Source organism: Phyllobacterium brassicacearum (genome assembly GCF_003010955.1).
GTDB classification, from domain to species: domain Bacteria; phylum Pseudomonadota; class Alphaproteobacteria; order Rhizobiales; family Rhizobiaceae; genus Phyllobacterium; species Phyllobacterium brassicacearum.
The window spans coordinates 1-13,525 of the sequence record NZ_PGGO01000033.1 but is presented as its reverse complement, the minus strand read 5'-3'; the positions used below and the strand labels follow the sequence as shown (position 1 = coordinate 13,525).

Sequence of the window (13,525 nt, the reverse complement as noted above, 5' to 3'; positions counted from 1 at the left end):
CTGAATCTCCTGAGGTACGTCGAGCAAAAAAATAGAAGGCACGCGACGGGTCTTCTTTGACCTGGATCAAAGAAACGTGCGTTCGGCACGCTAGGGTGACGTCAAAACGGAGTTCGCACATGACCGACGCACAGATCGGACTGATCGTCGCCACGCCAATAATCATCGTCTTTGCGGTCGTTCTCAACCGCATGGACGTTTTGCAGCGTGCCGGCGCGATGACGGCCGTGGTCTTTTCGGTCGCAATCGCGGCCGTGCTTTTTCTCAATCAGTGAGTCGAAATGTTCATGGTCAGAGGCACTGGCAATTCATTAAGGCGGGGGCAACCAAAATGATTTCACAATTGACCGGCACCGAGCGCATCGTTGCGGCCTTCACCTTCCTCATCTTGATTTGCTTCGGAGTGGCGATGGCCGCTGCCGGTCGCGGCGATCTCATCGGCACGCATGGCTGGATCATTGCACTGAGCGCCGTGGCTGGTGTCATAGCGCTTCTGCGTGCCTATGGTGCACCGGAGCCCTCTCCCGCCCGATTGTCCGAATATTATGACGATCCCAGCAAGGTCGGCATTGTCCTGACTTTAATATGGGGCGTTGTCGGCATGCTCGTTGGCGTTTGGGTCGCCGCCCTCCTCGCCTGGCCGGAGCTGACGGTTGACGCAGAATGGGCAAGCTTCGGTCGACTTCGTCCTGTGCATACCAGCGGCGTCATCTTCGGATTCGGCGGTAACGCCCTGATCGCCACGTCGCTGCATGTCCTGCAACGAACGACTCGTGCTCGCCTGCCGGATCAATTCAGTCCGTGGTTTGTCCTTTTCGGCTACAATCTGTTCTGTGTCCTGGCGGCCAGCGGCTACCTCATGGGTGTTAGCCAATCCAAGGAATATGCCGAACCTGAATGGTATGCCGATATCTGGTTGGTCATCGTCTGGGTCGTCTATTTTTCGATCTATATCCGTACGCTGATGCGTCGCAAGGAACCGCACATTTATGTCGCCAACTGGTACTACATGGCCTTCATCCTGGTTGTCGCTCTCCTGCACATCGTCAACAACCTTGCTGTCCCCGTTTCACTCGGACACGCCAAGAGCTATTCGCTGTTCTCGGGCGTTCAGGATGCGATGACGCAATGGTGGTACGGCCACAATGCGGTGGCCTTCTTCCTGACCGCCGGCTTCCTCGGCATGATGTATTATTACCTGCCGAAACGCGCGGGTCGTCCGATCTATTCCTACAGAACGTCGATCATCAGTTTCTGGGGCATCACCTTCATGTACATGTGGGCAGGCTCGCATCACCTTCACTATACGGCGCTTCCTCACTGGGTTCAGACGCTCGGCATGGCGTTCTCGGTGGTGTTGCTGGTTCCGTCCTGGGCATCTGCCGGAAATGCTCTGCTGACGCTCAACGGGGCCTGGCACAAGGTCCGCGATGATGCGGTCCTGCGTTTCATGATGCTGGCAGCAATCTTTTATGGACTCTCCACCTTTGAAGGATCCTTCATGGCGATCCGCGCCGTCAACTCGCTGTCGCATTATACCGACTGGACCGTCGGCCATGTCCATGCCGGCGCGCTTGGCTGGGTTGCCATGATTACCTACGGTTCGCTCTACGCGCTGACACCGTGGCTGTGGAAACGTCCGGCCCTTTACTCCCCCAAACTGGTTGAGTGGCACTTCTGGCTCGCCCTCTCTGGAACGGTCGTCTACGTCTTCGCCATGTGGAACTCAGGGGTTATCCAGGGGCTGATGTGGCGGACATACAACGATAGCGGGACCTTGAACTATTCCTTCGTTGATTCGCTTGTCGCCATGCATCCCTATTACATCGCCCGTGCGTTCGGTGGCCTACTGTTCCTGGCTGGCGCTGTCCTTGCCCTCTACAACATCTGGATGACCATCCGAATCCCGGTGCCGGTCGCGGCCGAATCCGCCTCGGACATCCCGATGGCCTTGCAGCCGGCCACACTAACCGCACAAGCCGGAGAATAGACAATGTTCAACTTACACTACCGACTTGAGCGAAGTGCGATCGGCTTTGTCCTCGCAATCATCGGTGTAGCAAGTATCGGCGGCCTAATCGAGATCGCTCCGTTGTTCACGATCGACGAGACCGTGGAAAAAGCGCCGGACATGCGGGTCTACACGCCGCTCGAGGTCGCAGGACGCAACATCTACATGCGAGAGGGCTGCTATGCCTGCCATTCCCAGATGATCCGCACGTTGCGGGACGAGGTGGAACGGTACGGCCCCTATTCCCTGGCAGTGGAGTCGAAATACGACCACCCGATGCTCTGGGGCTCCAAGAGGACCGGACCCGATCTTGCCCGGGTCGGCGGAAAGTACTCGAATGACTGGCATGTCGCGCACCTCACCAACCCGCGAGATGTTGTTGCCGAATCCAACATGCCCGCCTATCGCTGGTTGTCGAGCAAACAGCTCAAGACTGGCGATCTCGGCGAACACTTGGCGGCGCTACGAGCGGTGGGTGTGCCCTATACCGATGAGATGGTTTCGAACGCATCAAGCGACGCCATCGGTCAGGCAAATCCCGATACTGATCTGGCTGCGGGCGTGACCACCCGATATGGCGACAAGACCGATGTCAGCCTGTTTGACGGCAATCAAGGCGCGGTCACTGAGATGGATGCGCTCGTTGCTTATCTGCAAATCCTCGGCCACCTGACCGACGCCGCCCATCAATCAACACAGAACGAGGTGGAGTGACATGACAATCGATCATGAAATGCTCACGGGTTTCTCCAAGTCTTTCGGCCTGTTCTACCTGATCGCCATGTCGATCGGCGTGTTGGTCTACGCGTACTGGCCATCGAACAAGGAGCAATTTGCACAGGCGGCTGCCGCAGTGGTGTCCGATGAAGAGGACAGGCCATGTCAGTAGGCGAGCGCGATCCTTTCACTGGTCACCAAACGACGGGGCATGAATGGAACGGCATCAAGGAGCTCAACACGCCAGTTCCCAAGCCCGTCTATTTCTTCCTGATCACGCTGGGGATTTTCGCCTTGGCCTGGACATTGCTCATGCCGAGCTGGCCATACGGATCAGGATACTTCAAAGGCCTGCTCGGTGTCGATCAAAAGGAGGTCGTCGCCAAGTCCGTTGCCGACGCTGCGCGAGAGCGTGCAGGCTGGATGGCCCGTATCGAAAAGGAAGATCTGACGCAGATCCAGTCGGATCCTGACTTGATGCGCACGGTCCGTGAAAACGGTCTCACGCTTTTCGGGGACAATTGCGCGGCCTGTCACGGAGCCAACGCAAAGGGCAACAAGGGCTTTCCCAATATTGTTCAGTCGCCGATGCTTTGGGGCAACGATCCGGAGACCGTCCTACAAACTGTGACGGCGGGCATCAACGGCACCGATCCGAACACCCGCGTATCGCAAATGCTTGCCTTTGGCCGTGACGGGACGTTGACGCAGGATCAGGTTTCGCTTCTGGCCGGCTTCGTCAAATCACTGTCCGGACCGGCCACGGTCACCGACACAAACAAAGAAGATGTTGCGAAGGGCAAAGAACTCTTCGCTACAACGTGCGTAGCCTGTCACGGCGACGACGCCAAGGGGCTGGTCGAGGTCGGCGCTCCGAATCTCACCGACGACTACTGGATCTACGGTGGGGAGCGGAAGGATATTTACGAGAGCATCTTCCACGGCCGTCAAGGCCATATGCCGAGCTGGGGTGCGCGGCTCACACCCGCCGACATCAAGATCATCACGCTCTATGTTCTTGATCTGAGAAAAGAGGGCGGCACGACAGCGGCGGCAGGAGGCGGATCATGAGTGAATTGATTTCCAGGCCAAGGTTCCTTGTGGCGTTGGTGGTGGCGTCGGCAGCGGCGGTGGTTGTCCTCGCCAACGCCCACCTGGTGTATGTGGCATTTCTCTCGCAGCCGGATTGCGTCGGACACATGAAAGATGCGAGCCATCAGCCCGGGACATATCGCGCGGCGAACTCCTCATGTTGAAAGAAGCGCGTTTCGGTTCTTCAGCCCAGATAGGGAAAGGCATCCCATGAAAATTCCAGAGACCGTTCCGCCTCTTCCGAAGGCAATCGACCGAAACAGACATGTGTCCGCGGACCAGGCATTTGGCTGGTTTGTCGAAGGCTGGAGGGATCTGTGGACCGTACCCTTCCCCAGCCTGGTCTACGGCACGGGAGTTGCTTTAATCTCTATGGCGATCGCGGCCGGATTGCTGTTCTATTCACTGGATTTTGCCTTCTTCCCGGCACTTGCCGGCTTTCTGGTCGTCGGCCCGGCGCTCGCAACCGGCCTCTACGTCAAAAGCCAGCGATTGACCAAAGGCTTGCCTGTCACCTTGGCGTCAATGCTCATACCGGAACGCGGTACCAGCCAACATGTGCTTTTCGTCGGGGCCGTCCTGTTGGGCCTGATGCTCCTGTGGATGCGGGCTGCAGTGCTCCTCTACGCGCTGTTTTTTGGATGGCGGCCGTTCCCGGGCATGGATCATATCCTCCCCATGCTGTTCGGCACGCCGATCGGGGTAGCGATGCTTGTGGTCGGAGTGGCAATCGGGGGGATTTTCGCGGCCTTCGCCTTTGCCATCAGCGTCTTCTCGATCCCCATGGTGCTGGACAAGAAGTTCGACGCGTTCACCGCCATGGGAACCAGCATCTCCATTGTCTGGAACAATCTGCCAGTCATGCTGATGTGGGGGGTGATCGTCCTCAGTCTTACCATCATGGCCTTGCTTTCGGGGATGATCGGCTTCGTCATCATTTTCCCGCTGCTCGGTCATGCCACCTGGCATGCTTACCTGACCATGCGAGATCCGGATTAACGACATGACCTGCACGTCTGCAACGATGATTGTATCCACCGATACCGTTCAGGCCTCAAGTCCGCTGGCCGATGAATTCCGGCTGGCAAGCCGCAGCATAGGCGACGGCATCTTGCAGACGGAAATCTCGGTGCCTTCGATCCACTGTGGCGGCTGCGTCAACAAAATTGAGCGCGGACTGGCAAAGCTTGAGGGCGTGCAATACGTGCGGGTCAATCTTTCGAGCAAAAGATTGGCATTGCGTTGGTCCGGCCGAGGAACTCCTCCCGACGCGATTGGTGCTCTAAAAGAGCTCGGCTTTGATGGGCATCTCTTCGACCCGACCGAGGAAGCGAAACCGAACGGTGAACTTTCGAGGATGCTCAGGGCGCTGGCGGTCGCCGCATTTGGCTCGATGAACATAATGTCATTGTCTGTTTCGGTCTGGTCGGGCGCGGAAGGATCAACGCGGGACATCCTTCACTGGATTTGCGCTGGCATTGCCCTCCCCACGCTTCTCTACTCCGGACGCGTATTTTATCAGTCGGCGTGGCGTGCCCTCAAGCACGGACAAACCAACATGGACGTGCCAATTTCAATCGGCATCGCCGCGGCATTCGCCCTCAGCGTCTACGACAGTTACCACGGCTACGAATACGCCTACTTCGATGCTGCCACATCGCTGGTGTTTTTCCTTCTGATAGGACGGACGCTGGACTACGTCATGCGGGAGCGCACGCGGACGGCGATCAAGGGCCTTGCGCAACTTTCGTCGCGCGGCGCGATGACGATCAAAGCCGACGGCGAATACGAATACCTACCGTTAAAAGAGATCAAGCCAGGGACTCGCCTGCTGCTTACCGCCGGCGAACGCGTTCCGGTCGACTGCGAGGTCATCAAGGGGATTTCCGACGTCGATTTCTCGCTAGTAACAGGCGAAAGCGCCCCGCGCAAAGTTGAATCGGGAGTAGCCCTCCAGGCAGGGACACTCAATATCACTGGATCGTTGACCTCCGTCGCCACAGCGAATGCCGAAGACTCGTTTCTCGCCGAAACGATCCGGCTGATGGAAGCAGCCGAATCCGGCAAATCGGTTTATCGACGCATCGCCGACCGTGCATCCCGTCTTTACGCGCCGGCGGTGCATCTGACATCGCTGCTGAGCTTCCTCGGCTGGATGATCGTGCAAGGGGACTTTCACCAGGCAGCAACCATTGCCATTGCCGTTTTGATCATCACCTGCCCCTGTGCGCTCGGGCTCGCAGTCCCGATGGTGCAGGTCGTGGCCGCGCGCCGTCTGTTCGAAAGCCGGATTATGGTCAAGGATGGATCGGCCATGGAGCGGCTCAACGAGATCGACACCGTTGTCTTCGACAAGACCGGCACGCTCACACTGGGACAGTTGCAAGTCACCAATATTGATCTGATCGACCGGGATGCGCTTTCCATCGCCACCGGACTTGCATCGCACTCCCGACATCCGAATGCCCAGGCTATATCAGCAGCCGCAAGGACAAGTGCCGGAAACTCGTATCGCTTCGACGACGTAAAAGAGTACCCCGGCCTCGGCCTGGAGGGCATTTCCCAAGGCAAGGTTTATCGACTGGGACGCGCACTGTTCGCGTGCGGGACGGAAAACCCATCACCGGACACCGTTCTTGCATGCGACGGACGCCAGGTTGCCGTCTTCGCATTTTCGGACAAGTTGCGCCCCGGGGCGAGAGCGCTCGTTGACAAACTGCGCAGCGCCGGAATTTCTATGGAGATTGTTTCGGGGGACAGCGTATCTGCCGTGAGGGAAATCGCCCTCGAACTCGGCATTTCCGAGTACACTGCCTGCATCCTTCCCGGTGGCAAACTTGAGCGCATCAAAGTGCTGTCCGACCAGGGCCGCAAGGTCCTGATGGTTGGTGACGGCTTGAACGACGCGCCCGCTCTCATGGCTGCGCACGTTTCGATGGCCCCCGCCAGCGCTGCTGATGTCGGCCGCAACAATGCCGACTTCGTCTTTCTACAAGACAGTCTCGACACGGTGTTTCTCGCCTACCGGGTTTCCCGGGATGCCGGCAAGTTGATCCGGCAGAACTTCGTCATCGCCATCGGGTACAACGTCGTGGCGCTTCCGGTCGCGATCCTTGGTCATGCAACTCCCTTTGTCGCGGCGCTGGCGATGTCACTGTCATCCATAGTCGTTGTAGCCAACGCGCTGAGGCTCAGGGGTGAGCCAATGCAGGGAAAGACAAAGCCTTTGGGCCTAAAGATACAGTCGGGGCGATTGGCAGAATGAAAGACTTCTTCTACCTGATCCCTATTTCGTTAGCGCTCGGTCTGGCAGGTCTGCTGCTGTTCCTTTGGTCTCTCAAAAACGGGCAATACGAGGATTTGGACGGCGCGTCCGAGCGCATTCTCTATGACGATGACAGGCCTTCCGAATCTTATCTCGATTGAAGCATTGATGTGAAAATGTCTCGAACCAGTGTGCGCGGACCAAAATGCCCGTATCGCCTTGCGCCACGCGCAATAAAAAATGTCATTATTGATTTGTCTCAAGGAACAGACACGAAAAACGCGGGAAGACAACACAACGTCAACAACCGCGGACTCCCTTTAGATGAAAGAATTTCTGATAGCGTTTGGAGCGTTTCTAATTCTCCACTCTATTCCAGCGATCGCCCCGATACGTCAGGGATTGATCGACAGGTTCGGCAGGCGCTCATATTTCATCGCCTATTCGGTCGTTTCCCTGCTAGTGCTTGGCTGGCTGATTCATGCGACGCTCTACCTTGACTATGTGCCTCTGTGGGACCCTGCACCGTGGCAGGCCTGGGCAACAATGGTTGCTGCACCCATCGGAATTTTCTTCGTCCTCGCTGGACTCTCGTCGGTCAATCCGCTGTCACTTTCCATCCGGCAAGGATTCCATAGCGGCTCGATCGTCGCCATCACCCGTCACCCCGTCCTTTGGGGTTTTCTGATCTGGGCGACAGCGCACCTTGTCCCCAACGGCGACTTGGGCGGGGTCCTTCTTTTTGCTGGTCTGGCGCTGTTTTGCGTAGCTGGCTTTCTCATCGTGGAAAAAAGGGCTCGCAGGCGTCTGGGCGACGACTGGGACCGGATTGCCGGAACAACTTCAATAGTGCCTTTCAGAGCGATCATTGATGGACGAGCAAGATTGTCAGTCGATGCGCCAATGGCATCTGCTTTGATTTTGACTGGCGTACTAACATACTGGCTCCTTGCCGGGGGTCACACGTTGCTCTTCGTCGCGGAACCTCTCGCGTTGGCCTTGCCGGGCACGTGATCAATCACAACTGACCGTGCCAGACAGCGGATTGGCGCGCGATGGGAAGGTTCAACAGATCGATCGCCCGTGCAGCAAAATGGTCAACAATCTCCGCCACCGTTTGCGGCAAATTGTAGAAGGCGGGTACGGGCGGCATAATGACGGCACCCATTTCGGTGACAGCACACATATTACGCAGATGACCGAGGTGTAAGGGTGTTTCCCGCGTCATGAGGACCAATCGACGGCGCTCCTTGAGGTGAACATCTGCCGCTCGCGTAATCAGATTGTCCGACAGGCCCGCGGCGATCCCTGCCAACGTCCGCATCGAGCACGGGGCGACAATCATGCCAGAGGTCGGAAATGAGCCGCTTGCGATAGCTGCGCCGACGTCACTGATCAGGTAACTGCGTGACGCCAAAGAAACGGCCCGCTCAACCGCATCCTGCCCAACCTCGTACTGAAACGTCCGCCGTGCAGCGTCGGAAACAACCAGATGTGTCTCTACCGCAGTGGTCGTGGCGAGGCGTTCCAAGATTCTCAATGGTATTGCAGCACCAGAAGCTCCTGTGGCCGCGACCACAACATGATGAGGTGTCATTGGCTTTCTCCTCCAAGCCCGAGCTCTGCCCACATGGCGTCGACCCGATCGGTAATCTCGGGAGACATCCCAAGAACCTTGCCCCACTCCCTCTCCGTTTCAGGTCCTATCTTCGTTGTGGCATCAAGGCCCAACTTGCCACCAAGCCCTGCTTTCGGTGATGCGAAATCCAGGTAATCGATCGGCGTGTCCGAAACCACCATAAGGTCGCGGCTAGCGTCAAAACGGGTGGATAGCGCCCACACGACGTCCGGCCAGCTTCGGACATTGATGTCCGGATCCACGGCGATGATAAGTTTCGTGTATGTGAACTGCGGCAGCAGCGACCATAACGCCATCATGATGCGGCGGGCTTGTCCGGGATAGCGCTTGTCGATTGAAACGACCATAGCCCGGTAGGAACACGCCTCCGAGGGCAGCCACAAGTCCGCGATCTCCGGAAGCTGACGTTTGACGAGGGGCACAAACAATTCGTTCATCGCCTCGCCCAGCTTGGAGGGCTCGTCGGGAGGGCGTCCGGTATATGTCGACAGGTAGATGGCATCGCGCCGCTTGCTGATGGCAGAAAGCGCCATCACCGGAAACGCCTCCACTGAATTGTAGTAACCCGTGTGGTCACCGTAAGGCCCCTCCTCGGCTGTCTTTGTTGCCGATACATGCCCTTCAAGCACGATTTCGGCATTGGCCGGAACGTGCATGGGCACTGAAACTGCCTCGGTGATTTCAGATCGTTTGCCCCTCAGCACGCCGGCGAAGTTGAGTTCGCTCATGCCCTCCGGCAGCGGCATGACCGCCGCCAGCAACGTCGCAGGATCGCTCCCGATGACGACGGCAACAGGCATGTCTTTCCCAAGCCGTTGCCACATGAGATGGTGTCTTGCGCCTCCTCGATGGGCGAGCCAACGCATGATGAGCTGCTGCGGCCCCAGTACCTGCATACGGTAAATCCCAACATTGACGTCATTGGGGTCTTCGGGCGACCGCGTGATCACTAGTGGCCACGTGATGAGAGGAGCCGGTTCGCCGGGCCAGCACCCTTGAATCGGGAGGCGTGTCAGGTCCGCGTCTGCGCCGCGCCAGACGATCTCCTGACAAGGAGCACGACGAACCTGCTTCGGGCGCATGGCAAGCGCCGCTTTCAGCAATGGAAGTTTGTCCCAGACGTCTTTTCCGTTTTTTGGCGGCTGGGGATCACGCAAGTTGCATAGCGTTTCCGCCAGATTTGGCAAGCCTCCGGACTCGAGTCCGAAACCCCATTCGATTCTCTCCTTCGTGCCGAAAACGTTGGCGAGAAGCGGCATATCATGCACCCTCCCACTGTTATCCATCGGCCTTTCGAAAAGTAGTGCTGGACCTTCTGCCTCCATTACCCGCCGATGAATTTCCGTGATCTCGTGCTGCAAAAAAACGGGATGCGCGATCCGCTTCAAACGTCCTCGCCTTTCCAGTTCGTTGGCGAATTCCTGAAGGCTGGCGTAGCGGGACGCTGGAGGTACGGAGTGTTTCATCGAAGCTGTTTGCCGCAATAAAATCAGTACGTCTTTGCGCCAGCGCAAACCCTTGTTGCTGCGTGGATGTTAACGGACTCCCTGCCCATAAATCCCCTTGGAAGGAACCCCGCATGGCCGTGAAATCGCGACGACTGCAAAACATGACAGAGGAAGAAGTCATCGAGCGTCACAACGAAAAGATGCGTAAAAAGAAAGTGGTACGCGACAAAATCCTGGCGACCAAGACCGACAAAAAAGGCCTCGTGATCGTCAACACGGGCAAGGGAAAGGGCAAATCCACCGCCGGGTTTGGCATGGTGTTCCGCGCGCTCGGTCATGGCATGAAGGTCGGCGTGGTCCAGTTCGTGAAGGGATCATGGGATACGGGTGAGCGGCTGCTTCTGAAGACTTTTTCAGATCGGGTGACGATATCAGCCATGGGCGACGGCTTCACGTGGGAAACTCAAGACCGACTGCGTGACATCGCCATGGCGCGCAACGCCTGGGAGCAAGCCAAGGCGATGATTCTTGATGATGTGACCGAAGTCGTGCTGTGCGACGAATTGAACATCGCCCTGCGCTATGACTACTTGCCCGTGGAGGAAGTGATCGATGCGTTGAGACGAAAGCCGCATATGAAGCATGTCATTATCACGGGTCGAAATGCAAAATCTGAGCTCATCGAGTTCGCCGATATCGTAACAGAAATGGAGATGATCAAGCATCCATTCCGCTCGGGAATCAAAGCCCAAAAGGGTATCGAGTTCTAACGATCGCCTGTTTCATCCGCCTAGACCACGGTCGTTGCTGAACCTGCCGCCATGCGTCAAATCCTTCTGTTCTGACGGTTGGCAATCATGTCCTCAACCACGGTGGGGTCAGCGAGCGTTGACGTATCGCCGAGCGCGCCGAAATCATCCTCCGCGATCTTGCGCAGGATACGGCGCATGATCTTGCCGGAGCGGGTCTTGGGCAGGCTAGGTGCAAACTGGATCTTGTCCGGCGAGGCGATCGGACCGATCTCCTTGCGTACATGGGTGACGAGTTCCTTGCGCAACTCGTCGGTGCCCTCGAGGCCTGCCATCAGCGTGACATAGCAGTAGATTCCCTGGCCCTTGAGGTCGTGCGGATAGCCGACGACAGCGGCTTCGGAAACGGTGTCGTGCGATACCAGCGCTGATTCCACTTCAGCCGTTCCCATGCGGTGGCCGGAGACATTGAGGACGTCATCGACGCGGCCCGTGATCCAGTAATAGCCGTCCTTGTCACGGCGGCAGCCGTCACCGGTGAAGTACTTGCCCTTGTAGGTCGAAAAGTAGGTTTCGATGAAGCGCTTGTGATCGCCATAGACGGTACGCATCTGGCCGGGCCAGGAATCGATGATGCAGAGGTTGCCGTCGGCACCGCCTTCGAGAACATCGCCTTCATTGTCGACGAGCTGCGGTTGCACACCGAAGAAGGGCCGTGTGGCAGAGCCTGGCTTCAGAGCAGTCGCGCCGGGCAACGGCGTGATGAGGATACCGCCGGTCTCGGTCTGCCACCAGGTATCGACGACGGGTGAGCGTTTGTCGCCGACCACCTGATAATACCATTCCCAGGCTTCCGGATTGATGGGTTCGCCCACCGAGCCGAGGATACGCAGTGACTTGCGCGACGTCTTTTTGACCGGCTCATCGCCGGCGCTCATCAGGGCGCGGATGGCGGTTGGGGCCGTGTAGAAGATGTTGACCTTGTGCTTGTCGATGACGTCCCAGAAGCGGGACACGGACGGATAGTTCGGAACGCCTTCGAACATCAGCGTCGTCGCGCCATTGGCCAGAGGTCCGTAGACGATATAGGAGTGGCCGGTGACCCAGCCGACATCGGCCGTGCACCAATAGATATCGCCGTCATGGTAATCGAAGACATATTGGTGGGTCATCGAGGCGTAGACCAGATAGCCGCCAGTGGTGTGAAGAACACCTTTTGGCTTGCCGGTGGAACCGGAGGTGTAGAGGATGAACAGCGGATCTTCCGCCTTCATCTTCTCCGGCTTGCATTCCGGCTTAACGCTGGCAATTTCCTCATGGTACCAGAGATCGCGGCCCGGCGCCCAGCCGGTCTTGCCGCCCGTGCGGCGCACGACCAGCACGTTCTTCACCATCACATGATGCCTGGCGGCGATATCGATCGCCTTGTCGGTATTATCCTTGAGCGGGATCGGCTTGCCGCCACGCATGCCTTCGTCCGAGGTGATGACGAAGGTCGACTCGCAGTCAACGATGCGCCCCGCAAGTGCGTCCGGTGAGAAGCCGCCGAAAACGACGGAATGGATGGCGCCGATGCGTGTGCAGGCGAGCATCGCATAGGATGCTTCGGGGATCATCGGCATGTAGATGGTGACGCGGTCGCCTTTCTTGACGCCGTGCTTCTTCAGCACATTGGCGAGGCGGCAGACCTGCTCGTAAAGCTCATTGTAAGTGATCTTTTTGTCGAGGTAGGGGTTGTCACCTTCCCAGATGATGGCGACCTGATCGCCGCGCTTTTTCAAATGACGGTCGATGCAGTTATAGGAAACATTGGTGACCCCGTCCTCGAACCATTTGATGGCGACCTTGCCTTCGAACGAGGTGTTCTTGACCTTGGTATAGGGCTTGAACCAGTCGATGCGTTTCCCGTGCTTTGCCCAGAACTTTTCCGGGTCCTTGATGCTCTGCTTGTACCAGTTGAGATAGGTCTCATTGTCGATGAGCGCGTCTTTCTTCGCGCTTGCCAGCACGGGATAAACCTCGGACATCAATTTCCTCCAGAAATCTGTTGTTTCGGCAAGGTCATCCATACAATCAAACCACGAACAGGGTCATGGTGCGAAACTAGAACGCCCCCACCTATGGGGATGTTACACAGATGAGCAAATCGGGTAAGTATGGCCGCTAGTCGGCAATTATGCCGACCAATGACCGCTTCAGAAACCTCGTTTCCATTATCGAGCATGAACATGCCACCGCGTCCTGGCACGACATCGACAATCAGCTCGGAATGTCTCCAGACGTCGTATTGCGAAGCGCTGATGTAGACCGGAGCACCGCCGATTTCGCCAAGGCAAACATCCTGATCGCCGATGATGAGATCGCCCTGCGCATAGCACATTGGCGATGATCCGTCACAGCAACCGCCGGACTGGTGGAAAAGGATCGGCCCGTACTCCGACTGTAATGTGGCGATCAGCTCAAGCGCCGCTGGTGTGGCACTGACTTTGTCTTCCATCCTTGTTTCCCTCCCGGAAATGTCGTCGGCGGCACTATGAAAGCGCTACCGACGGTTCAGTTCTGGCAAGGAGCCTTCAGAAGAAACCCAGCTTCTTCGGGCTATAG

Annotated in this window: 14 protein-coding genes and 1 pseudogene; 11 read left to right on the top strand and 4 right to left on the bottom strand. The window is 57.4% G+C overall.

Annotated features, from left to right (window positions below; genetic code table 11):
- Nucleotides 1–119: 119 nt before the first annotated feature.
- The 10 genes from CU102_RS26240 to CU102_RS26195 all read left to right on the top strand — a co-directional run bounded on the left by CU102_RS26240 (nucleotide 120) and on the right by CU102_RS26195 (nucleotide 8,099).
- The gene (locus tag CU102_RS26240; RefSeq protein ID WP_106714017.1) at nucleotides 120–275 is read left to right on the top strand and encodes a hypothetical protein; all 156 of its coding nucleotides are present in this window, start codon (nucleotides 120–122) and stop codon (nucleotides 273–275) included.
- Between the two features lie 56 nt (nucleotides 276–331).
- Nucleotides 332–1,990, top strand: coding sequence for a cytochrome-c oxidase, cbb3-type subunit I (gene ccoN / locus CU102_RS26235; protein ID WP_106714016.1), 1,659 nt, complete (start codon nucleotides 332–334; stop codon nucleotides 1,988–1,990).
- Nucleotides 1,991–1,993: 3 nt separating this feature from the next.
- Nucleotides 1,994–2,725 carry a cytochrome-c oxidase, cbb3-type subunit II gene (gene ccoO, locus CU102_RS26230; RefSeq protein WP_106714015.1) on the top strand — a complete coding sequence of 244 codons (732 nt, stop codon included), beginning with the start codon at nucleotides 1,994–1,996 and terminating at the stop codon, nucleotides 2,723–2,725.
- Nucleotide 2,726: 1 nt separating this feature from the next.
- Complete coding sequence (locus CU102_RS26225) at nucleotides 2,727–2,900, top strand: cbb3-type cytochrome c oxidase subunit 3 (protein ID WP_106714014.1); 174 nt, start codon at nucleotides 2,727–2,729, stop codon at nucleotides 2,898–2,900.
- Complete coding sequence (gene ccoP, locus CU102_RS26220; RefSeq protein ID WP_106714013.1) at nucleotides 2,891–3,799, top strand: cytochrome-c oxidase, cbb3-type subunit III; 909 nt, start codon at nucleotides 2,891–2,893, stop codon at nucleotides 3,797–3,799. Before CU102_RS26225 ends, ccoP begins: the two co-directional genes overlap by 10 nt.
- Nucleotides 3,796–3,984: a hypothetical protein gene (locus tag CU102_RS26215; RefSeq protein ID WP_106714012.1), complete on the top strand. Its 189-nt coding sequence runs from the start codon at nucleotides 3,796–3,798 to the stop codon at nucleotides 3,982–3,984. The genes ccoP and CU102_RS26215 overlap by 4 nt, the downstream gene beginning before the upstream one ends.
- A gap of 46 nt (nucleotides 3,985–4,030) precedes the next feature.
- Nucleotides 4,031–4,819, top strand: a complete 789-nt coding sequence (locus CU102_RS26210; RefSeq protein ID WP_106714011.1) for a DUF2189 domain-containing protein — start codon at nucleotides 4,031–4,033, stop codon at nucleotides 4,817–4,819.
- Between the two features lie 4 nt (nucleotides 4,820–4,823).
- Complete coding sequence (locus CU102_RS26205) at nucleotides 4,824–7,085, top strand: cation-translocating P-type ATPase (RefSeq protein WP_106714010.1); 2,262 nt, start codon at nucleotides 4,824–4,826, stop codon at nucleotides 7,083–7,085.
- Nucleotides 7,082–7,246, top strand: a complete 165-nt coding sequence (gene ccoS / locus CU102_RS26200; RefSeq protein ID WP_106714009.1) for a cbb3-type cytochrome oxidase assembly protein CcoS — start codon at nucleotides 7,082–7,084, stop codon at nucleotides 7,244–7,246. The genes CU102_RS26205 and ccoS overlap by 4 nt, the downstream gene beginning before the upstream one ends.
- Nucleotides 7,247–7,409: 163 nt before the next feature.
- A complete protein-coding gene (locus tag CU102_RS26195; protein ID WP_106714008.1) occupies nucleotides 7,410–8,099 on the top strand; it encodes an NnrU family protein in 690 nt (229 codons plus the stop codon).
- Between the two features lie 4 nt (nucleotides 8,100–8,103).
- Here CU102_RS26195 and CU102_RS26190 read toward each other — a convergent pair whose 3' ends face one another.
- Nucleotides 8,104–8,682, bottom strand: coding sequence for a UbiX family flavin prenyltransferase (locus tag CU102_RS26190; RefSeq protein WP_106714007.1), 579 nt, complete (start codon nucleotides 8,680–8,682; stop codon nucleotides 8,104–8,106).
- Nucleotides 8,679–10,190: a UbiD family decarboxylase gene (locus CU102_RS26185; protein WP_106714006.1), complete on the bottom strand. Its 1,512-nt coding sequence runs from the start codon at nucleotides 10,188–10,190 to the stop codon at nucleotides 8,679–8,681. Before CU102_RS26185 ends, CU102_RS26190 begins: the two co-directional genes overlap by 4 nt.
- A gap of 113 nt (nucleotides 10,191–10,303) precedes the next feature.
- On the opposite strand from CU102_RS26185, the gene cobO reads away from it, so the two are divergent.
- A complete protein-coding gene (gene cobO, locus CU102_RS26180; protein WP_106714005.1) occupies nucleotides 10,304–10,942 on the top strand; it encodes a cob(I)yrinic acid a,c-diamide adenosyltransferase in 639 nt (212 codons plus the stop codon).
- Nucleotides 10,943–10,998: 56 nt separating this feature from the next.
- Here cobO and acs read toward each other — a convergent pair whose 3' ends face one another.
- Together acs and CU102_RS30665 are read right to left on the bottom strand one after the other, a co-directional pair.
- Nucleotides 10,999–12,948, bottom strand: coding sequence for an acetate--CoA ligase (gene acs / locus CU102_RS26175; RefSeq protein WP_106714004.1), 1,950 nt, complete (start codon nucleotides 12,946–12,948; stop codon nucleotides 10,999–11,001).
- Between the two features lie 173 nt (nucleotides 12,949–13,121).
- Nucleotides 13,122–13,418 (bottom strand): annotated as a pseudogene (locus CU102_RS30665) (DUF779 domain-containing protein); the annotation flags it as partial.
- Between the last annotated feature and the right edge of the window lie 107 nt (nucleotides 13,419–13,525).